This window comes from Rhodococcus sp. LMD (assembly GCF_056108245.1).
In genome coordinates, this window is record NZ_CM148557.1 from 2,928,656 (window position 1) to 2,950,676 (window position 22,021).

Annotated in this window: 18 protein-coding genes; 4 read left to right on the forward strand and 14 right to left on the reverse strand. The window is 72.2% G+C overall.

Going from position 1 to position 22,021, the window contains the following annotated elements; all coding sequences use genetic code 11:
* Positions 1–64 precede the first annotated feature (64 nt).
* Positions 65–715, forward strand: coding sequence for a TetR/AcrR family transcriptional regulator (locus ACWPQI_RS13425; RefSeq protein ID WP_017682171.1), 651 nt, complete (start codon positions 65–67; stop codon positions 713–715).
* A 60-nt stretch (positions 716–775) separates the two neighbouring features.
* On the opposite strand, the gene ACWPQI_RS13430 is transcribed toward ACWPQI_RS13425, so the two are convergent.
* Together ACWPQI_RS13430 and pyk are read right to left on the reverse strand one after the other, a co-directional pair.
* Positions 776–1,648, reverse strand: a complete 873-nt coding sequence (locus ACWPQI_RS13430; protein WP_010595290.1) for an acyl-CoA thioesterase — start codon at positions 1,646–1,648, stop codon at positions 776–778.
* Positions 1,645–3,066 carry a pyruvate kinase gene (pyk, locus tag ACWPQI_RS13435; protein ID WP_010595289.1) on the reverse strand — a complete coding sequence of 474 codons (1,422 nt, stop codon included), beginning with the start codon at positions 3,064–3,066 and terminating at the stop codon, positions 1,645–1,647. The genes ACWPQI_RS13430 and pyk overlap by 4 nt, the downstream gene beginning before the upstream one ends.
* A gap of 289 nt (positions 3,067–3,355) precedes the next feature.
* On the opposite strand from pyk, the gene ACWPQI_RS13440 reads away from it, so the two are divergent.
* On the forward strand, positions 3,356–3,790 hold the full coding sequence (locus tag ACWPQI_RS13440) for a MerR family transcriptional regulator (RefSeq protein ID WP_010595288.1): 435 nt from the start codon (positions 3,356–3,358) through the stop codon (positions 3,788–3,790).
* Positions 3,791–3,858: 68 nt separating this feature from the next.
* Here the strand turns inward: ACWPQI_RS13440 and dps are convergent, their stop codons facing one another.
* On the reverse strand, positions 3,859–4,398 hold the full coding sequence (gene dps / locus ACWPQI_RS13445) for a DNA starvation/stationary phase protection protein Dps (RefSeq protein WP_010595287.1): 540 nt from the start codon (positions 4,396–4,398) through the stop codon (positions 3,859–3,861).
* A 406-nt stretch (positions 4,399–4,804) separates the two neighbouring features.
* On the opposite strand from dps, the gene ACWPQI_RS13450 reads away from it, so the two are divergent.
* Entirely contained in the window at positions 4,805–6,247 is a 1,443-nt protein-coding gene (locus ACWPQI_RS13450) for an alpha,alpha-trehalose-phosphate synthase (UDP-forming) (protein WP_017682168.1), read from the forward strand.
* A 92-nt stretch (positions 6,248–6,339) separates the two neighbouring features.
* The gene (locus ACWPQI_RS13455; RefSeq protein WP_017682167.1) at positions 6,340–7,713 is read left to right on the forward strand and encodes a cytochrome P450; all 1,374 of its coding nucleotides are present in this window, start codon (positions 6,340–6,342) and stop codon (positions 7,711–7,713) included.
* Between the two features lie 149 nt (positions 7,714–7,862).
* Here the strand turns inward: ACWPQI_RS13455 and ACWPQI_RS13460 are convergent, their stop codons facing one another.
* From ACWPQI_RS13460 to ACWPQI_RS13510, 11 genes are all read right to left on the reverse strand, one after another.
* On the reverse strand, positions 7,863–8,027 hold the full coding sequence (locus tag ACWPQI_RS13460; protein ID WP_017682166.1) for a hypothetical protein: 165 nt from the start codon (positions 8,025–8,027) through the stop codon (positions 7,863–7,865).
* The gene (locus ACWPQI_RS13465; RefSeq protein ID WP_017682165.1) at positions 8,024–8,485 is read right to left on the reverse strand and encodes an SRPBCC family protein; all 462 of its coding nucleotides are present in this window, start codon (positions 8,483–8,485) and stop codon (positions 8,024–8,026) included. The genes ACWPQI_RS13460 and ACWPQI_RS13465 overlap by 4 nt, the downstream gene beginning before the upstream one ends.
* A 46-nt stretch (positions 8,486–8,531) precedes the next feature.
* Entirely contained in the window at positions 8,532–10,025 is a 1,494-nt protein-coding gene (locus tag ACWPQI_RS13470; RefSeq protein WP_064066217.1) for a glutamate synthase subunit beta, read from the reverse strand.
* Entirely contained in the window at positions 10,018–14,514 is a 4,497-nt protein-coding gene (gene gltB / locus ACWPQI_RS13475; protein ID WP_474738377.1) for a glutamate synthase large subunit, read from the reverse strand. Before gltB ends, ACWPQI_RS13470 begins: the two co-directional genes overlap by 8 nt.
* 214 nt (positions 14,515–14,728) lie before the next feature.
* Positions 14,729–15,598 carry a TM2 domain-containing protein gene (locus tag ACWPQI_RS13480; RefSeq protein ID WP_102031173.1) on the reverse strand — a complete coding sequence of 290 codons (870 nt, stop codon included), beginning with the start codon at positions 15,596–15,598 and terminating at the stop codon, positions 14,729–14,731.
* On the reverse strand, positions 15,595–16,632 hold the full coding sequence (lgt, locus tag ACWPQI_RS13485; protein WP_102031174.1) for a prolipoprotein diacylglyceryl transferase: 1,038 nt from the start codon (positions 16,630–16,632) through the stop codon (positions 15,595–15,597). The genes ACWPQI_RS13480 and lgt overlap by 4 nt, the downstream gene beginning before the upstream one ends.
* The gene (trpA, locus tag ACWPQI_RS13490) at positions 16,629–17,438 is read right to left on the reverse strand and encodes a tryptophan synthase subunit alpha (protein ID WP_010595280.1); all 810 of its coding nucleotides are present in this window, start codon (positions 17,436–17,438) and stop codon (positions 16,629–16,631) included. The genes lgt and trpA overlap by 4 nt, the downstream gene beginning before the upstream one ends.
* Positions 17,435–18,694, reverse strand: a complete 1,260-nt coding sequence (gene trpB, locus ACWPQI_RS13495; protein ID WP_051059606.1) for a tryptophan synthase subunit beta — start codon at positions 18,692–18,694, stop codon at positions 17,435–17,437. The genes trpA and trpB overlap by 4 nt, the downstream gene beginning before the upstream one ends.
* A 124-nt stretch (positions 18,695–18,818) precedes the next feature.
* Positions 18,819–19,628, reverse strand: a complete 810-nt coding sequence (gene trpC, locus ACWPQI_RS13500) for an indole-3-glycerol phosphate synthase TrpC (protein WP_010595278.1) — start codon at positions 19,626–19,628, stop codon at positions 18,819–18,821.
* A 79-nt stretch (positions 19,629–19,707) separates the two neighbouring features.
* Positions 19,708–20,394 (reverse strand): TIGR02234 family membrane protein, encoded by a 687-nt coding sequence (locus ACWPQI_RS13505; protein ID WP_017681435.1) that lies wholly within the window; start codon positions 20,392–20,394, stop codon positions 19,708–19,710.
* Positions 20,391–21,974, reverse strand: a complete 1,584-nt coding sequence (locus ACWPQI_RS13510) for an anthranilate synthase component I (protein WP_010595275.1) — start codon at positions 21,972–21,974, stop codon at positions 20,391–20,393. Before ACWPQI_RS13510 ends, ACWPQI_RS13505 begins: the two co-directional genes overlap by 4 nt.
* Between the last annotated feature and the right edge of the window lie 47 nt (positions 21,975–22,021).

Genomic DNA, 22,021 nt, shown 5'->3' on the forward strand with positions numbered 1-22,021 from the left:
ATGTAAGTCTTGTCTGGCGACATTAGGCTTACGGCTGTAAGTCCGCAAGGGTCGCGAGGGAGACATGAACGAACGGCCGGCGCTGAGCCGCATCGGGATCATCGAAGCCGCGGTTCGCGTAGCCGACCGCGGCGGCCTCACCGCGGTGAGCATGCGTAACGTCGGGAAGGAGCTGGGTGTGGAGGCGATGTCGCTCTACCACCACATCGCCAACAAGGCCGAGCTGCTCGATGGGCTCGCGGATTGGATCTTCGCGGGAATCGTGCTGCCCGGACCGGGCGAACCGTGGCGGCAGGCGATGTTCCACCGGGCGACCTCGGCCCGGAACGTGCTCGCCCGGCATCCCTGGGCGCTCACCTTGATCGAGTCCCGCCGTTCGCCGGGTCCGTCGCTCCTGAGGCACCACGATGCCGTGCTCGGTTGCCTGCGCACGAACGGCTTCCCGGTGGCCCTGGCGTCCCACGCCTTCTCGGTCGTCGACGCATATGTGTACGGCTTCGTGCTCACCGAACTGAAACTGCCCTTTGCGGCGGCGGACGGCGCCGAGGAGTTCGCCTCGGAGCTCGACGTGCCGGCCGACACCTACCCTTACCTGGCCGAGCTGATCGGCGAACTGGTGATCGGGAAGGACTACTCGTTCGCGGACGAGTTCGGCTACGGACTGGGGCTGATCCTCGACGAGCTCGAGAACCGCCGCAGCCGCGTGGAGCACTGAGGGGCGCCCGGCGGGGACGAGGAACTGCGCAGGCGGCGGCGCGGAACGCGGTCGCCCGCGTCAGCCGCGGCGCGGGAAGTGGCGGATCAGCCCCTCCTGCACGACCGTGGCCACGAGTTCCCCCTCGAGGGTGAAGTAGCGGCCCGTCGCGAGCCCGCGCGAGCCCGCCGCGACCGGGGACTCGGTGGCGTACAACGTCCATTCGTCGAACCGGACCGGCCGGTGGAACCACATGGAGTGGTTGACGGTCGCGGCGACGATGCGGTCCAGCCCCCAGGACAACCCGTGGGTGGTGAGGATCGAATCGAGCACGGTGGTGTCGGAGCTGTAGGCCAGGGTGGCGGCGTGCAGGAGCGCGTCCTCGGGCAACGCGCCGTCGGCGCGCATCCACACCCGGTTGTGCGAGAGCCGTTCCCCGGTGCCCTTGAGGATCCACGCGGGGTCGTTGGCATAGCGCATGTCGATCGGTTTGAGGGCATTGACGAAGTGCGGCAGATGATCCTCGAACCCGGACAGGTGGTCCCCGAGCGGCGGCAGCACGTCCGGGTAGGGCACCTCCGGAACGCTCACCGCATGCTCGAGTCCCTTACCCCACCGCTGGAAGGCGACGAGCATGACGAACAGCTCCTGGCCGTTCTGGGACGCGGTGACCATGCGGTTCGCGAAGTCCCGGCCGTCGCGGTGCCGGGCCACCCGATACTCGATCGGCGCCTTGACGTCGCCACCGCGGATGAAGTGAGCGTTGAGCGCGTGCACCGGCCGGTCGCCGACGGTGCGGCCGGCCGCGATCAGTGCCTGGGCGACGAGCTGGCCCCCGAAGGTACGGCTGCCCACCTGGGCCGGGTGCTCTCCGCGGTAGCGGTCCTCGTCGATCTGCGCGAGATCGAGCAGATCGACGAGGACCTCGAGATCGGTCGCGGTGCGACGGCTCAATGGGTGTCCTTCTCGCCGAGCCGGTGCACGTGGATCAGGTTGGTCGAGCCGGAGCGGCCGGGCGGGGACCCGGCCACGATGACGACGAGGTCGCCGCGCTGGTATCGGCCGAGGGAGAGCAGCGCCGCATCGACCTGCTGCACCATCACGTCGGTGGTGTCGACCGGTTCGACGGAGAACGTCTCGGTGCCCCAGGTCAGCGCCAGCTGGCTGCGGATGTGCGGCACCGGGGTGAACGCCAGCAGCGGCAGCCGGGTGTGCAGTCGCGCCAGGCGCCGTACCGTGTCGCCGGACTGGGTGAACGCCACCAGCGCCTTGGCTTCGAGCCGTTCGCCGATGTCCCGTGCCGCGTAGGAGATCACCCCGCGCTTGGTGCGTGGCACGTGGGTCAGCGCCGGCACCCGGGTGGGATCGGATTCCACGGCCGCGATGATGCGGGCCATCGTCCGCACCGTCTCGACCGGGTACTTGCCGACGGACGTCTCGCCGGAGAGCATCACCGCGTCCGCGCCGTCGAGCACCGCGTTGGCGACGTCGGAGGCCTCGGCGCGGGTCGGCCGGGAGTTCTCGATCATCGACTCGAGCATCTGGGTGGCCACGATGACGGGCTTGGCGTTCTCGCGGGCGATCTGGATCGCCCGCTTCTGCACCAGGGGCACCTCCTCGAGCGGCATCTCGACGCCGAGGTCACCACGGGCGACCATCACCGCATCGAACGCCAGCACGACCGCCTCGAGATTCTCGATGGCCTCGGGCTTCTCGAGCTTGGCGATCACCGGCACCCGGTGCCCGACCCGGTCCATCACCTCGTGCACGAGCTCGATGTCGGCCGGGGAACGCACGAACGACAGCGCGACGAAGTCCACGCCGAGCCGCATGGCGAACTCGAGGTCCTCGATGTCCTTCTCCGACAGCGCCGGCACCGAGATGTTCATCCCCGGCAGGGACACGCCCTTGTTGTTGCTGACCGGTCCCCCCTCGGTCACGCGGCAGACCACGTCCGGACCCTCGACGTGCTCGACGACCAGGCCGACCTTGCCGTCGTCGACGAGCAGGCGATCCCCCGGGCGCGCATCGTCGGCGAGTTGTTCGTAGGTGGTCGAGACCCGGTCGTGCGTGCCCTCGACGTCGTCGACGGTGATCCGGACGATCTCACCGGTCTTCCACACCGTCGGGCCCTCGGCGAACCGGCCGAGGCGGATCTTCGGGCCCTGCAGGTCGGCGAGGATGCCGACGGCATGCCCGCTGGTATCGGAGGCCTCCCGCACGCGGCGGTAGTGAGCCTCGTGGTCGGCGTGGGTGCCGTGGCTGAAGTTGAGGCGGGCCACGTCCATCCCGGCGTCGACGAGTTCCCTCAGGACCTCGGGGTCTGCCGTGGCCGGGCCCATGGTGCAAACGATCTTGGTGCGTCGGGTCACGCGGTCGAGCCTAGTACCCCCGCGGCGACGGCGGAGCACGGCGGGCGATCCGCAGCCGGCGGGCCGGAGCAACGCCACGGAGACGGCGGTGGGCGACGAGCGGGCCGGGCGATAAAATCTGTGTCACGTGAAAGAGATAATCGCACCGAGACGGCTCGCGACGGACGATCGACGTCCCCGCCGCCCCACCTGCAACTGTCTCCGGTACTGCAGGTTTCCTGTGGTGATCGGGTAGATTCCGGTCCACCGGAGACCGTGGCAGCGAGGACACCGAACGAGGGAACCTGGAATGGAGAAGACGAGGAAGGAGCCGGTGCCGCACCCCCGCCGCGGTGTCTACGGCATCTCGGTGGCTTCCGAGCTGTCCGGGGTCGACCCGCAGTCCATGCGGCTGTACGAGCGTCGCGGACTGCTCAGCCCGGCGCGCACCCGGGGCGGCACCCGCCGCTACAGCGACGACGACGTGGCGCGCCTGCGACGGATCAGCGAGCTCCTGTCCGAGGGCATCAATCTGGCCGGCATCGCCCAGATCTTCCGGCTCGAGTCGCACCACGCCGAACTGGCATCCCACACTGCCCGTCTCGAATCCCACAACGCGCGCCTCGAATCGCACAACGCGCGCCTCGAATCGGACAACGCGCGCCTCGAGGACGCCAACGCGCGCCTCGAGTCGGACAACGCGCGCCTGCGGGCGGCCACCGACGACAGCGCAGCGACCTCGTAACAGACGCACCGGTCGCCCGCCGGCGACCGGTGCGTAGTCGAGCAACCGGCAACCCGGCCGCCGCCCGCTCAGCGGGCTTCGTTCGCGGCCTGCTGCTCGGTGCGTGCGCCCTCGTGCGTCAGGGTCCCGGAGGCGTTCTCGAGATGGGCCCGGACGAACCACTGGAACTTCTCGAGATCCCGCGTCTGCCCGATGAGCAGATCCTCGGTGATCGGATCGATCTCCCCGACCTCCGAGATCGCCTTGCGGCAGTCCCCGATCACGCCGTCGTACACCAGATCGAGCGCGGCGAGATGCGCCTGGGCGGTGTCCCGCCCGACCGAGTAGTCGTCCCACGAACGGTCCTTCTCGATCGCGCCCGCGGTTCCCTTCGGCGACGAACCGAGGGCCGCGATGCGCTCGGCGACGTCGTCGGCGAATCCCCGGACCGCTTCGACCTGCGGGTCGATCATCTCGTGCACGCCGATGAAGTTCGGTCCCACGACGTTCCAGTGCACGTGCTTGAGGGTGAGGTGCAGGTCGTTGTAGGCGCTGAGGCGATTCTGCAGCACTTCGGCCACCCGGACCCCCTCGCTGTCGCTCAGGCCGGGGACGGTGAACTTCGCCATCTTCGATTCCTCCTACAGGCTCGTGTGTAGTACCTCCGCAGGCCGGCTCGCCGGCCCGCCGGTCGGCACGTGGGTGCCGGGTAACCCACAGTCGGGCTACCCCGTTCCCCGGGTGCCGAAACCGCCGGGCGACCGGCGCATGCACGTCGCCGCGCGCGGGACCGCGTCTGCTCGCGGGCACGCCGACCCGATCGGAGTGCACGCAGCGTTTGACAAAACTTCTGTTCTGCGAGACAGATTATCTATCGAGTGCGAGCGGAGGCGGGACGACGCGGGATCTCGGGCGCCTCGAAGCGCCTCCCCGCTCCGCCGCGAGTGATAGACAAAAACTACTTGTCATAAGTACGAGTTCGACGGCACTCGCCGGAGCGACCGGCCCCGGTGTCGAGCAAGGAGGCGCGACGCGATGACCGCAGCGGACCTGGTGGTGGTGGCCAATCGGCTCCCGGTCGACTACGACCCTTCGGCCGACGACGGACGAGGCGGGTGGCGCCGCAGCCCGGGGGGACTCGTCACCGCCCTGGAACCGGTGCTGCGCGCCGCCGACGGCGCATGGGTGGGCTGGCCCGGCGCCGCCGACGTCGCGTTCGAGCCTTTCACCGAGGACGGCATCACGATGCACCCCGTCTCGCTCACCGAAGGCGAGGTGGCCGACTACTACGAAGGCTTCTCCAACGCGACACTGTGGCCGCTGTACCACGACGCGATCGTCGCACCCGTCTACGACCGGACGTGGTGGCGGACCTACGTCGCGGTCAACCGCCGCTTCGCGGCGGCGGCGGCCGAGGCGGCCGCCCCGGGCGCCACCGTGTGGGTGCACGACTACCAGCTGCAGCTGGTGCCGAAGATGCTGCGCGAGTTGCGGCCCGACCTGAGGATCGGATTCTTCCTGCACATTCCCTTCCCGCCTACGGAGCTGTTCCTCCAACTGCCGTGGCGCACCGCCGTCGTGGAGGGCCTGCTCGGCGCCGACCTGGTGGGCTTCCACCTGCCCGGCGGCGCCCGCAACTTCCTGTTCCTGGCGCAGCGCCTGCTCGGGCTGCACACCAACGCGCACTCCGACCTGGACTCGTGTGTGGGCAGCGTCGACGTCGGTGACCGGCGCGTGCAGGTCGGCGCCTTCCCCATCTCGATCGACTCGGCCCATTTCGCCGAACGCGTGCAGTCCCCGCACATCCGTGAGCGGGCCGCGCAGGTCCGCGAGGAACTCGGCAACCCCGAGACCCTTCTGCTCGGCGTGGACCGCCTCGACTACACCAAGGGCATCGACATCCGGCTCGAGGCGCTGCACGAGCTGCTCGACGAGGGCACCCTCGACCCCGAGAAGGTCGCCATGGTGCAGCTGGCCACGCCGAGCCGCGAGCGCGTGTCCGCCTACGCGCAGCTGCGCGAGGACATCGAACGCAAGGTGGGTCACCTCAACGGCGAGTACGGACAGCTGGGCCGGCCGGTGGTGCACTATCTGCACCGGCCCGTGGACCGGGACGAGCTCATGGCCCTGTACAGCGCCGCGGACGTCATGCTCGTCACGCCTCTGCGCGACGGCATGAACCTGGTCGCCAAGGAGTACATCGCGTGCCGGGCCGACGGCACGGGAGCCCTCGTCCTGAGTGAATTCACCGGGGCGGCAAGCGAGTTGCGCCGCGCCCACCTGGTCAATCCACACGACCTCGACGCCGTCAAACGCGCCATCGTCGTCGCCGCCACCGAGGATCCGGCCACCGCGGCCCGCCGGATGCAGTCGCTGCGCACCCAGGTGCTCCATCACGACGTCGACCGGTGGGCCAACGCCTTTCTCACGGACCTGCGCGCCAGCGGGACCGGTCCCACCGCGGCGGCGAGCGCCTGAATCGGGCTCGGTGCGGCCGGATCACGTTTAGCGATCCGTCCGGGCGGCGATTCCTCCCGTGACCGTGACCCTGCGTCGGGAGGAGACCGCCGATGACCGGCCCCGTAGTTCAGAGCCCCTCCCCGCCTCGTGCCCGGCGGGCCTCCGCGGCCGACACCGCCCGGTTCGCCGCCGAGGTCGGCCTGCCGTTCGTCGCCGCGGGCGCCATCGCACGCCGTCGCAGGGTGATGGGTCTGCTCGAGCGGACACAGGCCGACGCGCGCATCGTCGGCACCGTCGCGCGCCTGCGCGACCGCTACGGGGACGCTCCCCTCACCCTCGCCCTGCCCGGGCGGACCCTCGCGGTGGTGCTCTCCCCCCAGGACGTCGATGCCGTGCTGCGCACCGACGCCGGGTCCTACACCGCCGCGACGGTCGAGAAGCGCGCTGCCCTCGGTCCGTTCCAGCCGCACGGCGTGCTCGTCTCGCGCACCCCGCTGCGGGAGAGGCGCCGTGCCGTCAACGAGGCGGCGCTCGACACCGATCGGGACCTGCACCGGCTCGCCACACCGATGCTGCACACCATCGAGGAGGAGGCGAACGGGCTGCTGCGCCGCGCCCGCGCGGAGGGCGGCCTCAGCGCCGCCGAGTTCACCCGGTGCTGGTGGCGACTGGTGCGCAGGCTCGTCCTCGGCGATGCGGCGCGCGACGACGACACCCTCACCGATCAGCTGTGGCGGTTGCGGTCCGACGGCAACTGGGCCTACGCCCATCCGGTGCGCCATCGGCTGCGCGACCGGTTCACCGAGCGGCTGCACGGTTACGTCGAGCGGGCTCCCGCCGGAACCCTCGCCGGCGCGCTCGGAGAGATCGCCGAACCGGCCGCGGTCGATCCGCAGGGGCAGATTCCGCACTGGCTGTTCGCCTTCGACGCCGCAGGCATGGTCACCGCTCGCACCCTCGCAGTACTCGCCACCCATCCCGAACAACGGGCGCGGGCCCGCAGCGACATCGCCGCCGCCGGCCTCGGGAGCCCCGCACCGCTCGAATACCTGCGTGGGTGCGTCCTCGACACGACGCGGCTGTGGCCGACCACCCCTGCGATCCTGCGGGATTCGACGGCCGACACGACGTGGAGCGACGAGCGCGGCAGCTACCCGATCCCGTCCGGGACCGGGTTCGTCGTGCTGGCGCCGGCCTTCCACCGCGATCGCGAGACGCTGCCGTTCGCGGACCGGTTCGCGCCGGAGATCTGGCTCGACGGCCGGGCGGACCGGTATCCCGCGCTCGTGCCGTTCAGTGTCGGCCCGGCCGGGTGCCCGGGTCGCAATCTCGTCCTGTTCGTCACGAGTACCCTGCTCGCGCACCTGCTCGCCGGCGCCGAATTCACGCTGACCTCCCGGCTGACGCCGGATCCGGCACGACCGCTGCCGGCCACCCTGAACAACTTCGGACTGCAGTTCGCCGTCCGCTCACCGGCGGGGTGACGCTGCGGATCGACGTCCAGGACCTATCGACGTCCAGGCCCTCCGGCTTCGGGGTTGCCTCGACCCGGGAAGCCGGAACCCGCGACGGGTGTGCGCACCGGCAACGGGGCGGTGCAGCTCGGCCGCACCGCCCCGTTCCGGTTCCCCGATCAGTCGTCGGTGGCGTTCTCGGCGATCTCCGGGGCCTTCTCCCGGGTCGCCATGCCGCCGTCCTTGCCCTCGTCCACCGGGCCGGGCCGGCCGCCCTTGGGCCCGTCGTCCTCGTCCCTCGACTTCTTCGCCGTCACGACCTTCTCCTTCCGGGTTGCGCTCACGAACCGGGACGATCGACGTCGCCGCGCCAGCCGCCGTCGGCGACGCCCCGCTTCTCGATGAACTCCTTGAAGCGCTGCATGTCGCCCTTGATGCGCAGGTCGAGCAGCCCGAGTTTGTCGGCGACGTTCTCCATCACGCCGTCGGGGTCGACATCCATCTGAGCGGTGACCCGCGTGGTGGACTCGTCGAGCCGGTGGAAGGTGATCACGCCGGCATGGTCCGGACCGGCGTCGGATTTCCATGCGACCCGCTCGTCGGGATGCTGCTCGGTGATCGTCGCGTCGAACTCCCTGGTTCCACCGGCCACCGTGACGACCCAGTGGGTGTGGGTGTCGTCGATCTGGCGGACCTGCTCGACGCCCTCCATGAAGCGGGGAAACTCCTCGAACTGCGTCCACTGGTCGTAGGCCGTACGGATCGGGACGTGGACGTCGACCGATTCGATGATCGTGCTCATGACGTTCCTTCCTGCCGCGACCGGCACGGTCGCTCACCCGTGCGGCTTACCCCGGCCGGCGGGGCGGAAAACGCGGGAAGCCCAGGTGCAGCGAGCCGGGACGGACCGGCGCCGGCAGCTCCGACTCCCCCGTCAGGAAGGTGTCCACCCCGTGCGCCGCCGCACGCCCCTCGGCGATCGCCCACACCACGAGTGACGCCCCCCGGTGCGCGTCGCCGCACACGAACACCCCCGGGGTGGCGGTCTGCCAGTGGTCGTCGCAGCCGAGCGTGCCTCGCCCGCCGGGGACCAGGCCGAAGGCCTCGAGGAGCGGTCCGCGCTGCACCCCTTCGAAGCCGACCGCGAGCAGCGCGAGGTCGCAGGGGATGGCGAAGGTGTTCCCGCGGGGGGCGCGGCGCGCGTCCACCTCCGCCAGTTCGAGCGTCCGCACCCGCCCACCGGACCCGGCGAAGTGCTGCACCGTCACCTCGAACCGCCGGGTCCCGCCCTCCTCGTGCGCGGGTGCCGTCCGCAGCACCCACGGCACGAGTGGCCACGGGGTGACGTCCTCGTCGCGCCGGCCGGGCGGGCGGGGCCGGTAGTCGAGCTGGGTGACGGACCGCGCGCCCTGCCGCAGCGCGGTGCCGAAGCAGTCGGTACCGGTGTCCCCGCCACCGACGATCACCACGTGCCGCCCGGCGGCGCTGATCGGGGTGGGTCCGTCGCCCGCGCACTCGTGGTTGGCGGCGACGAGGAACTCCATCGCGGGATGCACCCCGTCGAGTCCGCGCCCCGGGACGGGCAGGTCGCGGGCGCGTCCGGCTCCGACCGCGAGGACCACGGCGTCGAATTCGGCCCGCAGAGCGGCGACATCCGGATCGACCCCCGCCTCGGTGCCGGTGCGGAACACCGTGCCCTCGGCGCGCATCTGCGCGAGACGCCGGTCGACGAGCGCCTTGTCCATCTTGAACGCCGGGATGCCGTACCGCAGCAGGCCGCCGAGCCGGTCGGCACGTTCGAGGACGGTCACGGCGTGTCCGGCGCGGGTGAGTTGCTGGGCCGCGGCGAGACCCGCCGGGCCGGAGCCGACGACGGCGACGGATCTGCCGGTGCGGCGGACCGGGGGGCGGGGCGGCACGCGGCCGTCGGCCCACGCCCGGTCGGCGATCGCCCGTTCGATCCGTTCGACCGTCACACCGGCGGCGTGGTCGTCCCGGGCCAGCACGCAGGCGGATTCACACGGGGCCGGGCACAACCGGCCGGTGAACTCGGGGAAGTTGTCGGTGGCGTGCAGTCGGTCGGCGGCCTCGGCCCACCGGTCGCGGCGCACCAGGTCGTTCCATTCGGGGATCAGGTTGCCGAGCGGGCAGCCCGTTCCGGCGCTGTGGCAGAACGGGAGTCCGCAGTCCATGCAGCGGGCGGCCTGTTCCCGGATCGTGCGGAGCTCCTCGTCGGGGGACTGCGCGCGGTGCACCTCTGCCCAGTCGCGGACGCGTTCGGCGGCGGGCCGGCGCGGCGGCTCGCAGCGGTCGTAACGCAGGAATCCGCGGGGGTCAGGCACCGTCGGCTCCGACCGGGGTGGGCCGTTCGCGGGCGGTCGCGCGGATCCGGATCAGATCCTCGGGCACCACCGCGGTGAAGCGCCCCGCGTTGCCGGCCCAGTCGGCGAGCAGTTCCCCGGCGACTGCCGATCCGGTGCGTGCGCGGTAGCGGGCGATCAGATCCCGCACCTGCGCGAGCTCGGCGGGGTCGACCGGTTGCAGTTGCACCGAGTCGGTGTTGACGAGGCCGGGCTCGAGGTCGAGGACGTAGGCCAGACCCCCGGTCATACCGGCGGCCAGATTGCGGCCGGTGGGTCCGAGGATCACCACGCGGCCGCCCGTCATGTACTCGCAGGCATGGTCGCCGGTGCCCTCGCACACGGCGTCGGCGCCGGAATTGCGCACGGCGAAGCGCTCCCCCACCCGACCGTGCAGGAACAACTCGCCGGAGGTCGCCCCGTACAGGACGGTGTTGCCGGCGACGATCTGCTCGTGCGGGTCGAACGGCGCGGCCGCGTCGGGGCGCACCACCACGCGCCCGCCGGACAGACCCTTGGCTACATAGTCGTTGGCGTCGCCGGTGACGGTGACGGTGATCCCGGTGGGCAGGAAGGCGCCGAGGGACTGTCCGGCGCTGCCGTGCAGGTCGATCCGCACGGTGTCCTCGGGCAGACCCGCGGGGCACCGTCGGCCGGCGGTCCAGCCGAGCAGGGTGCCGACGGCGCGGTCCCGGTTGGTGACGGTCCCGGTCAGCTGCACGGGCCGGCCGTGGTCGAGGGCGGGGCCGGCGCGGGCGATCAGGTCCCGGTCCAACGGCGCGTCGGGGGGTCCGGCGGCCGGGCGGGTGCGGCGGCGCTGTGGGGGCGCGCCGAGGGCGTCGGCGGGCGGGGTGAACAGCGGCGCGAGATCGAGCCCGCGGCGACGCCAGTGCGCGAGCGCCGCGTCGGGTTCGAGCAGGTCGACCCGGCCGACGGCGTCGTCGAGGCGGGCCAGGCCCAGCGCCGCGAGCCGCCGGCGCACGTCCGCGGCGACGAACCGGAAGAACTGTTCCACGAATTCTGCTCTGCCCGTGAACTTCTCCCGGAGTCGGGGATTCTGGGTGGCGATCCCGACGGGGCATGTGTCGAGATGACACACCCGCATGAGGATGCAGCCGAGGACCACCAGGGGCGCCGTGGCGAACCCGAACTCCTCGGCGCCGAGCAGCGCCGCGATCAGCACGTCCCGACCGGTGCGCAGACCGCCGTCGCACTGCACGGTGATGCGGTCGCGAAGGCCGCTCAGCACGAGGGTCTGCTGGGTTTCGGCGAGCCCGATCTCCCACGGGGTGCCGGCGTGCTGCAGGGCGGTGAGCAGTGCGGCGCCGGTGCCACCGTCGTGGCCGGAGATCAGGACCACGTCGGCATGGGCCTTGGCGACACCGGCGGCGACGATCCCGACGCCGACACCGCTGACCAGTTTGACGTGGATGCGGGCCCGCGGGTTGGCGCACCGCAGGTCGTGGACGAGTTCGGCGAGGTCCTCGATGGAGTAGATGTCGTGGTGCGGCGGTGGGGAGATCAGGCCGACGCCCGCCGTGGCGTGCCGGGTGCGGGCGATCCACGGATACACCTTGTGACCGGGAAGCTGGCCACCTTCACCGGGTTTCGCTCCCTGAGCCATCTTGATCTGCAGGTCGGTCGCGTCGGCGAGGTAGTCGGCGGTGACGCCGAAGCGGCCGCTGGCGACCTGTTTGACGGCACTGCGCCGCAGCGGGTCGCCGAGCCGGTCGCGCTCCTCCCCGCCCTCCCCCGAGTTCGAGCGGCCGCCGAGCCGGTTCATCGCGACGGCGAGGGCCTCGTGTGCCTCCCCGGAGATCGACCCGTAGCTCATGGCCCCGGTGGCGAAGCGGCGCACGATCTCCGCCTCCGGCTCGACCTCGTCGAGCGGGATCGGCTCCGCGGCGACGGTGCGCAGCAGCCCGCGCAGCGTGGCGCCCGCGGCGGCGAGACGGTCGACCTCGGCGCAGTAGCGTGCGTAGACGTCCGCGCGTCCCGTGCGGGTCGCGTGCTGCAGCAGGAACACCGTCTCGGGGGTGAACAGATGGGGTTCGCCGTCGCGCCGGTACCGGTACACGCCGCCGCTGTCGAGAAGGGTGTCGGCACAACGGTTCCCGAAGGCATGCCGATGCCGGCGACGGGCGTCACGGGCCAGGTCGGCGAGCCCGGCGCCGCCCAGTCGGGAGACGGTACCGGGCAGGTACTCGTCGACGACCTCCCGGGCGAGGCCGACGCCCTCGAACGTCTGCGCCGCCGTGTACGAGGCGAGGGTCGAGATGCCGAGTTTGGCCATCACTTCGCGGACACCGGTGACGAGGGCGCGACGGTAGTTCGCCGCGGCCGCCGCCGGGTCCGTGCCGGGAATGCGCCCGGCGGCCGCGAGGGAGCGCACGGTGCCGAAGGCGACGTACGGGCAGACCGCCGCGGCGCCGAACCCGACCAGCGCGGCCACATGGTGGACCTCGCGGGCGTCGCCGGATTCGGCGAGGAGCGCGACGCGGGTGCGCCGCCGGGTGCGGACGAGGTGGTGGTGCACGGCGGCGACGGCGAGCAGCGACGGGATCGGGACGCGGTCCGGACCGCACCCGCGGTCGGTGACGATCAGGATGCCGCGACCGTCGTCGAGGGCGGCGTCGGCGGCGCGGCGCAGGGCCGCGAGTCCCGCCGCGAGGGCCTCGCCGGGGTCGCCGCCGACCGCGAAGTGCGCGGGCAGCACCCGTGCGGCGAGGGCCGGACGCGGGCCGCCCGGGCCGAGTGCCGCGACGGCGGCGAGGTCGTCGGAGTCGAGCACCGGACCGGGAAGCACCAGCTGCCGGCACGACTTCGCGGACGCGTCGAACAGGTTGTCCTCCGGGCCGGCGACGCGCCGCATCGAGGTGACGACCCGTTCGCGGATGGCATCCAACGGCGGGTTGGTGACCTGGGCGAACAGCTCGACGACGTAGTCGTAGAGCAGCCGGGGGCGCGGCGACAGCACCGCGGGGGCGATGTCGGCGCCCATCGAACCGAGCGGTTCCGCACCGGTCGCGGCCATCGGTTCGAGCAGCACCTCGAGGTCCTCTCGGGTGTAGCCGAACAGCCGGTGGTCCCGATCCGGCTCGTGGTCCGCGGCGGGGTGCCCGGCCGGACGGGGCAGATCCGCCAGGTCGACCTGACCCTCGCGCAGCCACCGGTCGTAGGGGTGGGCGGCGGCGAGGGTGTCGAGCAGTTCGTCGGGCGGGACGATGCGCCCGGTGGCGGTGTCGACGAGGAGCATCCGGCCCGGCTCGAGCCGGCCCTTGTGCACGATGTGTTCCGGTGGCACGTCGAGCATTCCGGTCTCGCTGCCGAACAGGACCCGGTCGTCGGCGGTGCGGCACCAGCGGCCCGGCCGCAACCCGTTGCGGTCGAGCACGGCCCCGAACCACCGTCCGTCGGTGAAGGGCAGGCACGCCGGTCCGTCCCACGGTTCGAGCAGCGCGGCGTGGAAGCGGTGGAAGGCGCGGCGCCGGGGATCGAGTCCGGGCGCGTTCTCCCAGGCGGGCGGGACGAGCATGGTCACCGCGTGCGACAGTGAACGCCCGGCGAGATGGAGCAGTTCGAGGACCTCGTCGAGGGTCGCGGAGTCGGACATGTCGGGGGTGCAGAGCGGAAACAGGCGGGTCAGGTCGCCGGGCAGCAGCCCGGTGCGCAGGAGCCCCTCCCGCGCGTGCATCCGGTTCCGGTTGCCGCGGATGGTGTTGATCTCGCCGTTGTGGGCGCTGTACCGGAACGGCTGCGCGAGCCGCCAGGACGGAAAGGTGTTGGTGGAGAAGCGGCTGTGCACGAGTGCGATCGCGCTGGCGCAACGCCGGTCCCGCAGGTCGGGGTAGAACCCCGGCAGTTGCTGTGCGGTGAGCATGCCCTTGTAGACGACGGTGCGGGCGGACAGCGACGGAAAGTAGACGTCGCCGGTGTGCTCGGCGCGGCGCCGCAGCGGATACACCCGCCGGTCGAGGTCCAGGCCCGCGGGGCGGGCACCGTCCGCGCCTGCGGCGGCGACGAACAGCTGGCTGACGTGGGGGCGGCAGGCCTCGGCGGTGCGCCCGAGGCCGGCCGGGTCGACGGGAACCTCGCGCCAGCCGAGGATCTCGAGGTCCTCCTCGGCGGCGAGCGTGTGGATCCGTTCGCGGGCCGCTGCCCGGGCGCGTGGGTCGCGGGGCAGAAAGCACAGGCCGGTGGCGTAGCACCCGGGCGGCGGCAGCTCGACGCCGGCGACGGCATCGAAGAGGGCGGTGGGGAGGGCCAGGGTGATACCGGCGCCGTCCCCGCTGGCGGGTTCCCGGCCGCTGGCGCCGCGGTGGCCGAGGTTGCGCAGCGCGGTGAGCGCGTCGGTGACGGTCCGGTGTGTGCTGCGGCCGCGCAGGTCGACGACCGCGCCCACGCCACAGGAATCCGATTCGCGGGCGGGGTCGTAGAGTCCGCGGGCCTCGGGCATCCCGGAATGCCGCACCGGTCCACCTCCACGTCGCCGGTGTGGGGCGACGTCACGCGTCGTCGGATGAGCGGCCCCGACGGGGTCGCCACGACGGGCGTGCGCTGTGCGGTGTGGGTGGCCGGACCAGGTCCGCCCGACGGTCGAACCGGGGATCGGTCCCGGTGGCGGTCAGTCTACGCGCGCGACGGCCGGCCGCGCGAGGTGCGCGACCGGCCGCCGGGCGGGTGGGTCAGGGCCGCAGCGGGCGGCCGTCGGAGTCGCGGACGCTGCCGGTGAGCATCATGATCCCGTCGATGACGGACCACACCCAGATCACCGGCATGATCACGAAACCGATCAGGACGATCGCCAGCAGGCCGCCGATCCACAGCCCCAGCAGCTGGATGAGGCCGACGGCGGTGCTCCCGAGGTAGAGCCGTCCGACGCCGCAGATCCCGACGAAGGGCAGCAGCAGTTGCAGCAGACCCGCGGTGGTCTTCGACTTGTCGGAGTACGGTTCGCCGGTCGCCGGATCCCGCCCGTACGGGGCGGAGGGATCGCCGTAGGCACCGTAACCGGTGGGCCCGTAACCGGAGGATCCGTAGCCCGGTGCGGAGGCCGGCGGGTACTGCGGCGCGCCCTGGAACTGCGGGTCGGGTGTGCCGTAGACGGGTCCGGTGCCGCCGTACCGGCCGCCGGTCTGTGCCTCGGAGTCGTGCGCGGTGCCGTACTGCCCTTCGCTCGACGGCGGCGGATAGCTCGGCGTGGTGCCCCAGCCCGGACCGTTGCCCATGCCCGCATAGGTGTTCCAGCCCGGTCCCGCCGTACCCCAGGTGGGCGCGGTCGACTCGGTGGTGGGCGGCGGAACGGACAGCGACGCCTGGGCGGTCGGATCGTAGTCGGCGGTGCCACCGAACGCGGGCAGTTCCTCGGTGGAGGCCGGCTCGCCGTCGCGTGGTGCGGCGCTCGCGCCGGCTTCGGACGCCTCCTCGGCGGCGGCCTGTTTGCGCAGGTCCGGCCCCGTGGAGGTCTCGTCCTTCTTCCGCAGATCCGGGCCCGTGGGCTCCGGGGACCCCGCGTCGGATGTGGGACCCGGGGATCCCGGGTCGGATGTGGTCACGACTTGTCCCCTTCGTTCTCGCTGCGCGTACCTGACTCGACCTTACCGCCGGGCTCGGCCGGCACCACCGACCCGGACGCGCCGTCGCGGTGCCCGTCGTCGGTCCCGGTTGCGCCACCGGCCGCGGCGGCCTCGTCTGCGCCACCCGGACGGCGGGATTTCAGTTCCTCCGGCGCTTCCCGGCCCTTGCGCGCGACGACGACGTAGGCGACGGCGAGGACGAACACGATGGCGGACGTGAAGGAATTGATCCGGATCCCGGCGATCTCGGTGGCCGGATCGGACCGCATGAGTTCGACGAAGAAGCGGCCCGCGCTGTATCCGGCCACGTAGAGAGCGAACAGTCGGCCGTGTCCGATGCGGAATCGCCGGTCGACGAACACGAGCAGCAGCACGACGAGCAGATTCCACACCAGCTCGTACAGGAACGTCGGGTGCACCACCGCCGCGACCTGCCCGGTGGAGATTCCGTCGATGAGGTCCGGGCTCGTCTGTCCTGCGTCGTTGCGGCGTTCGTAGATCTCGAGGCCCCACGGCACGGTCGTCTCCCGACCGTAGAGTTCCTGGTTGAACCAGTTGCCGAGCCGGCCGATGGCCTGGGCCAGCAGGATCGCCGGGGCCAGCGCGTCACCGAAGGCGGGCAGGGGGACGCCGCGGCGACGGCACCCGATCCAGGCGCCCACCCCGCCGAGGGCGACCGCCCCCCAGATGCCCAGCCCGCCCTGCCAGATCTTCAGCGCGTCGACCGGGTCGGCGCCCGCACCGAAGTACTTCTGCCAGTCGGTGGCGACGTGGTACAGGCGGCCACCGATCAGACCGAACGGCACCGCCCACACCGCGACGTCGAGCACGGTGCCCGGTTCGCCGCCGCGGGCGACCCAGCGGCGGTCGCCCCAGAAGATCGCGACGACGATCCCGACGATGATGCACAGGGCGTAGGCCCGCAGCGCGATCGGCCCGAGGTACCACACCCCCTGCGGCGGACTGGGCAGATACGCCAGGACGGTGGCGGCGGGGACGGCGGTGGAGGTCACGTGGCCACGCTAGCCGAGCGCACGCCCTCCGCGAGTTCCGTGGTGAGCGCGCGCAACGCGTCGGCGCCCTGCGCCACGGCGGCCACCAGCGCCGAGCCGACGATCACCGCGTCGGCGTAGGCGGCGATCTGGGCGGCCTGGTCCCGCGACCGCACGCCCAGGCCGACACCCACGGGAATCTGCGAGTGCTCGCGCACGCGCGCGACGAGTTCGGGCGCCATGTCCGAGACGGCGTCGCGGGCGCCGGTCACGCCCATCGTGGAGGTGGCGTAGACGAATCCGCGGCAGGAGTCGACGGTCGTGGCGAGACGCTCGGCGGTCGAGGACGGGGCGACGAGGAAGATGCGGTCGAGCCCGTGCCGGTCCGCCGCCGCCATCCACCGCTCGGCCTCGTCGGGAATGAGGTCCGGGGTGATGATGCCCAGTCCTCCGGCGGCGGCGAGGTCGCGGGCGAACTCGTCGATCCCGTACTTGAGGACGATGTTCCAGTAGGTCATCACGACAGCGTGGCCCCCGGCGGCGGCGACGGCCTCGACGACGCGGAACACGTCCCGCACCCGGAAACCCGCCGTGAGTGCCCCGTCGGCGGCGGCCTGGATGGTGGGGCCGTCCATCACCGGGTCGCTGTAGGGGATGCCGACCTCGACGATGTCGCACCCGGCCTGCACGAGCGTTTCGAACGCCTCGATCGAGCGCGGCAGGTCGGGGTACCCGGCGGGGAGATAGCCGACGAGCGCGGCCCGGTTCTCGGCCTTGCATCGGGCGAAGACCTCGCCGAGGCGGGACTGCGGCTGCTGGGCGCTCACTGCGCGGATCCTTCCGTCGTGTCGGGGGTGGCCGGGTCGGCGGGAAGGAGCCCGAACCACCGCGCGGCGGTGTCGACGTCCTTGTCGCCGCGGCCGGACAGATTGACCAGCACGACCGCGCCGGGGCCGAGTTCGCGACCCAGGTCCAGGGCCCCGGCGACGGCGTGCGCCGACTCGATGGCGGGGATGATGCCCTCGGTGCGCGAGAGCAGCGAGAACGCGTCCATGGCCTCGGTGTCGGTGACGGGCCGGTAGTCGGCGCGGCCGATGTCCTTGAGGTAGGAGTGCTCGGGTCCGACGCCGGGGTAGTCCAGGCCGGCGGAGATCGAATGGGACTCGACGGTCTGCCCGTCCTCGTCCTGCAGCAGGTAGGAGTAGGCGCCGTGCAGCGCGCCGGGCGTGCCGCCGGTGATGGTGGCGGCGTGCCGCCCGGTTTCCACGCCGTCGCCGCCGGCCTCGAAGCCGACCAGGCGGACGCCGGGGTCGTCGAGGAAGGCATGGAAGATGCCGATGGCGTTGGACCCGCCGCCGACGCAGGCGGTGACGGCATCGGGCAACCGTCCGGTGAGCGCCTGCACCTGCGCGCGCGCCTCCAGGCCGATGATCCGCTGGAAGTCGCGCACCATCATCGGGAACGGGTGCGGGCCGGCGGCGGTGCCGAAGCAGTAGTACGTGTTGTGGGCGTTGGTGACCCAGTCGCGCATCGCCTCGTTGATCGCGTCCTTGAGGGTGCGCGAGCCGCTGGTGGCGGCGACGACCTCGGCGCCGAGCAGGCGCATCCGGGCGACGTTGAGGGCCTGCCGTTCGGTGTCGACCTCGCCCATGTAGACGACACAGTCGAGGCCGAGCAGCGCGCAGGCGGTGGCGGTGGCGACACCGTGCTGCCCGGCGCCGGTCTCCGCGATGACCCGGCTCTTGCCCATCCGTTTGGCGAGCAGGGCCTGGCCGAGCACGTTGTTGATCTTGTGTGAGCCGGTGTGGTTGAGATCCTCGCGCTTGAGCAGGATCCGGGCGCCGCCGGCGTGGTCGCTCAGCCGCTTGGCCTCGTACACCGGGGACGGCCGGCCCGTGTAGTCGCGCTGCAACCGATCGAGTTCGTCGAGGAACCCGTTGTCGACCCGCGCCTTGTCGTATTCGGCGGTGACCTCCTCGATGACCGCCATCAGCGCCTCGGGGACGAACCGCCCGCCGAAGACCCCGAAGTGGCCGCCGGGGTCGGGTTCGTGCGCGCTGTGCTCGGCCACTGCGGCGCTCATGCGGGGCAGACCGCGGCCCTTGGCGGAAAGTACGGGATCGTCTGTGCTCACCCGTCCAGTCTGCCCCAACGTCGCCCCCGCCTCGTCGCCGGGTCCGGGCCGTCGGCGGTGCACCGGACTGCGCTCAGCGCGCGGGCTTCGGGCAGGACGGATGGGTGCCGGCGGTGACCAGTTCGGCAACCGCGTGGCGCGGGTCGCCGCTGGTCACCAGACCCTCACCGACGAGCACCGCGTCGGCGCCCGCGCCGGCATAGGTGAGCAGATCGGAGGGACCGCGCACCCCGGACTCGGCGATCTTGACGACCTCGGTCGGCAACCCCGGCGCGATCCGGGCGAATGTGCTCTTGTCGACCTCGAGAGTCTTGAGATCGCGGGCGTTGACTCCGATGACCGTGGCGCCGGCCTCGAGGGCCCGGTCGGCCTCCTCCTCGGTGTGCACCTCCACGAGCGCCGTCATCCCGAGGGATTCGACACGGTCGACGAGCGAGGTCAGCACGGGTTGTTCGAGGGCGGCGACGATGAGCAGCACGATGTCGGCGCCGTGGGCACGCGCCTCGTGGATCTGGTACGGCCCCACGATGAAGTCCTTGCGCAGCACCGGGATCCGCACCGCGCGCCGCACGGCGTCGAGGTCCTCGAGGCTGCCCTGGAACCGGCGCTGCTCGGTGAGCACGCTGATCGCGCGGGCACCGCCGGCCTCGTAGGCCTTGGCGAGTTCGGCGGGATCGGAGATGTCGGCGAGCGCACCCTTCGACGGGCTCGCCCGCTTGACCTCGGCGATCACGGCGATTCCCGGCTCGAGCAACGCGGCCTTGGCGTCGAGGGACGGGGGCGCGGCGGCGGCCGCGGCCTTGACCGCAGCGAAGTCGAGGACCGCTTCCCGGGCGGCGACGTCGGCGCGCACCCCTTCGAGTATCGAGTCGAGAACTGTCATCGTGGCTCGAAGTCCTTTCGCCCCTGTCAATCCGATGTGAGAAAGCTCATCGGAGTTTCTTGAAGGGTAGTGCGCGCCCTCACCGACCCGTGCGGCGGGTCCCCGAATCGTCGGTGCCGCCCTCCCCGCCTCGATCGGCGGACCGGTCGTCGGCGGCGTCGACCGTGGGGTCCTCCCCCGCGTCGAGCGCGTCCCACAGCGTGCGTTCGGTGACCGGCTCGTCGGCGGTGTCCCGGCGGACCGTGGCCTCCCGGCGGGCGGCGGGGCTGTCGTAGCGGGACGACAGCCCCGCCCGGGCCCGCGGGGTGCGCCACAGCTGCACCGCGGCGGCCAGCGCGGCGACGGCACCGGCCAGGGCGAGCAGCGCCGGGGCGGTGGCGACGGTGAGGGAGGTGACCTCGGCGCGTGCGGGCAACTCGGCGATGCGCGCCGCGGTCGCGTCGTCGGCGCTCCCGGTGAGCAGGCCCACCGCCGGAACGGCGGCAGCGACCGCGACGACCGCGACGAGCACCGCCAGCACCCGCAGTGCCCACCCGCGCACCGCGAAGGACGCCGCGACCGCGGCCAGCAGCGCCAGGGCGAGCGGGGTCAGCGCAGCCGCCCACGTCCCCCCGACGAGCCCGGTGACCCGGTCCTCACCGAGGCCGTCGGAGGAGGTGACGGTCACCCAGGTCAGGCGGCTCGCACCCCACAGCGCGGCGGCGGCGGTCGCGAGCAGCGCGGCGGTCGCGCCGCGGCGCCGCCCGGTGGCGTCGCGAGCACTCACGACCGGTCCCCGTCGTACGGGGTGAGGGTGCCGGCGGCGGCGACGGCGGAGAGCACCGCCATGGCCTTGTTGCGCGCTTCGGTGTCCTCGTAGACCGGGTCGGAGTCGGCCACGACGCCGGCACCGGCCTGCACGTAGGCGACGCCGTCCTTGACCAGGGCGGAACGGATCGCGATGGCGGTGTCGGCGTCACCGGCGAAATCGAGGTAGCCGACGATGCCGCCGTAGATGCCGCGCCGGGTCGGTTCGAGCTCGTCGATCAGTTCCATCGCCCGCACCTTGGGGGCACCGGACAGGGTCCCGGCGGGAAAGCACGCGGTGACCGCGTCGAGGGCGTGCCGGCCTTCGGCGAGGCGACCGGTCACGGTCGAGACGAGGTGCATGACGTGGCTGTAACGCTCGATGTGCCGGTAGTCGTGCACCTTGACCGTGCCGGGTTCGCACACCCGGCCCAGGTCGTTGCGGCCGAGGTCGACGAGCATGAGGTGCTCGGCGTTCTCCTTCTCGTCGGCGAGCAGGTCCTTCTCGAGCAGGATGTCCTCCTCCTCGCTGGTGCCGCGCCAGCGGGTGCCGGCGATGGGATGCGTGGTGGCGACGCCGTCGGCGACGGTCACCAGCGCCTCCGGGCTCGAGCCGACGATGGAGAACGCGGTGCCGCCGTCGCCGTCGGGAACGTGCATGAGGAACATGTACGGGCTCGGGTTCGAGGCCCGCAGCATCCGGTACACGTCGATCGGCGCCGCGGGGCAGTCGATCTCGAAGCGCTGGGACAGCACCACCTGGAACGCCTCGCCGGCCTCGATCTCGCCGATGAGCCGGCGCACGTCGGCGCCGAAGCCGTCGGTGGTGCGCTGGCGCCGGTAGTCGGGGGCGGGGCGGTCGAAGGTCGAGACGGTCGACGGGGCCGGCGCGGCCAGCGCCGCGGTCATCCGGTCCAGCCGGGCGACGGCGTCGTCGTACGCCTCGTCGACGCGCTCGTCGGAACCGTCCCAGTTGACGGCGTTGGCGATGAGGGTGATCGCGCCCTCGTGGTGGTCGACGGCGGCGAGGTCGGTGGCGAGCATCATCACCGTCTCCGGGATGTGCAGGTCGTCGACAGCGTGTTCGGGCAGCCGTTCGATCCGGCGCACGACGTCGTAGCCGAGGTAGCCGACCATGCCGCCGGTGAGCGGGGGCAGGCCGTGCAGCCGCTCGGTGTGCAGCAGCTGCAACGTCTGCCGCAGCACGTCGAGGGGGTTGCCGCCGGTGGGGGCCCCGGCGGGCACGTGCCCGTACCAGGTGGCCTCGCCGTCGACCACGGTGAGCGCGGCGGGGCTGCCTGCGCCGATGAACGACCACCGGGACCAGGACCGGCCGTTCTCGGCGGATTCGAGCAGGAAGGTGCCGGGCCGGTCGGCGGCGAGCTTGCGGTACGCCGACAACGGAGTCTCCGCGTCGGCGAGGACCTTGCGGGTCACGGGGACGACCCGGTGCTCGGCGGCGAGGAGCCGGAACTGCTCGCGGGTGGTGGTGGAGTCGGGTCGACCGCCCTCGGTGGGGTCGGGCGCCGCTGCGGGGATGGTGGTGGGCTCGCCGGACATGGCGCCCATCATCCCAGGGCCTGCCGCGACGAGCGCGGTCGCGGTAG

Excerpts from the sequence above, each read along its gene's own strand:
- ACWPQI_RS13425 (WP_017682171.1), top strand. The coding sequence starts at position 65 with ATGAACGAACGGCCGGCGCTGAGCCGCATCGGGATCATCGAAGCCGCG.
- ACWPQI_RS13440 (WP_010595288.1), top strand. The coding sequence starts at position 3,356 with ATGGAGAAGACGAGGAAGGAGCCGGTGCCGCACCCCCGCCGCGGTGTC.
- dps (WP_010595287.1), bottom strand. The coding sequence starts at position 4,398 with ATGGCGAAGTTCACCGTCCCCGGCCTGAGCGACAGCGAGGGGGTCCGG.
- ACWPQI_RS13450 (WP_017682168.1), top strand. The coding sequence starts at position 4,805 with ATGACCGCAGCGGACCTGGTGGTGGTGGCCAATCGGCTCCCGGTCGAC.
- ACWPQI_RS13455 (WP_017682167.1), top strand. The coding sequence starts at position 6,340 with ATGACCGGCCCCGTAGTTCAGAGCCCCTCCCCGCCTCGTGCCCGGCGG.
- ACWPQI_RS13465 (WP_017682165.1), bottom strand. The coding sequence starts at position 8,485 with ATGAGCACGATCATCGAATCGGTCGACGTCCACGTCCCGATCCGTACG.
- trpB (WP_051059606.1), bottom strand. The coding sequence starts at position 18,694 with ATGAGCGCCGCAGTGGCCGAGCACAGCGCGCACGAACCCGACCCCGGC.
- trpC (WP_010595278.1), bottom strand. The coding sequence starts at position 19,628 with ATGACAGTTCTCGACTCGATACTCGAAGGGGTGCGCGCCGACGTCGCC.
- ACWPQI_RS13510 (WP_010595275.1), bottom strand. The coding sequence starts at position 21,974 with ATGTCCGGCGAGCCCACCACCATCCCCGCAGCGGCGCCCGACCCCACC.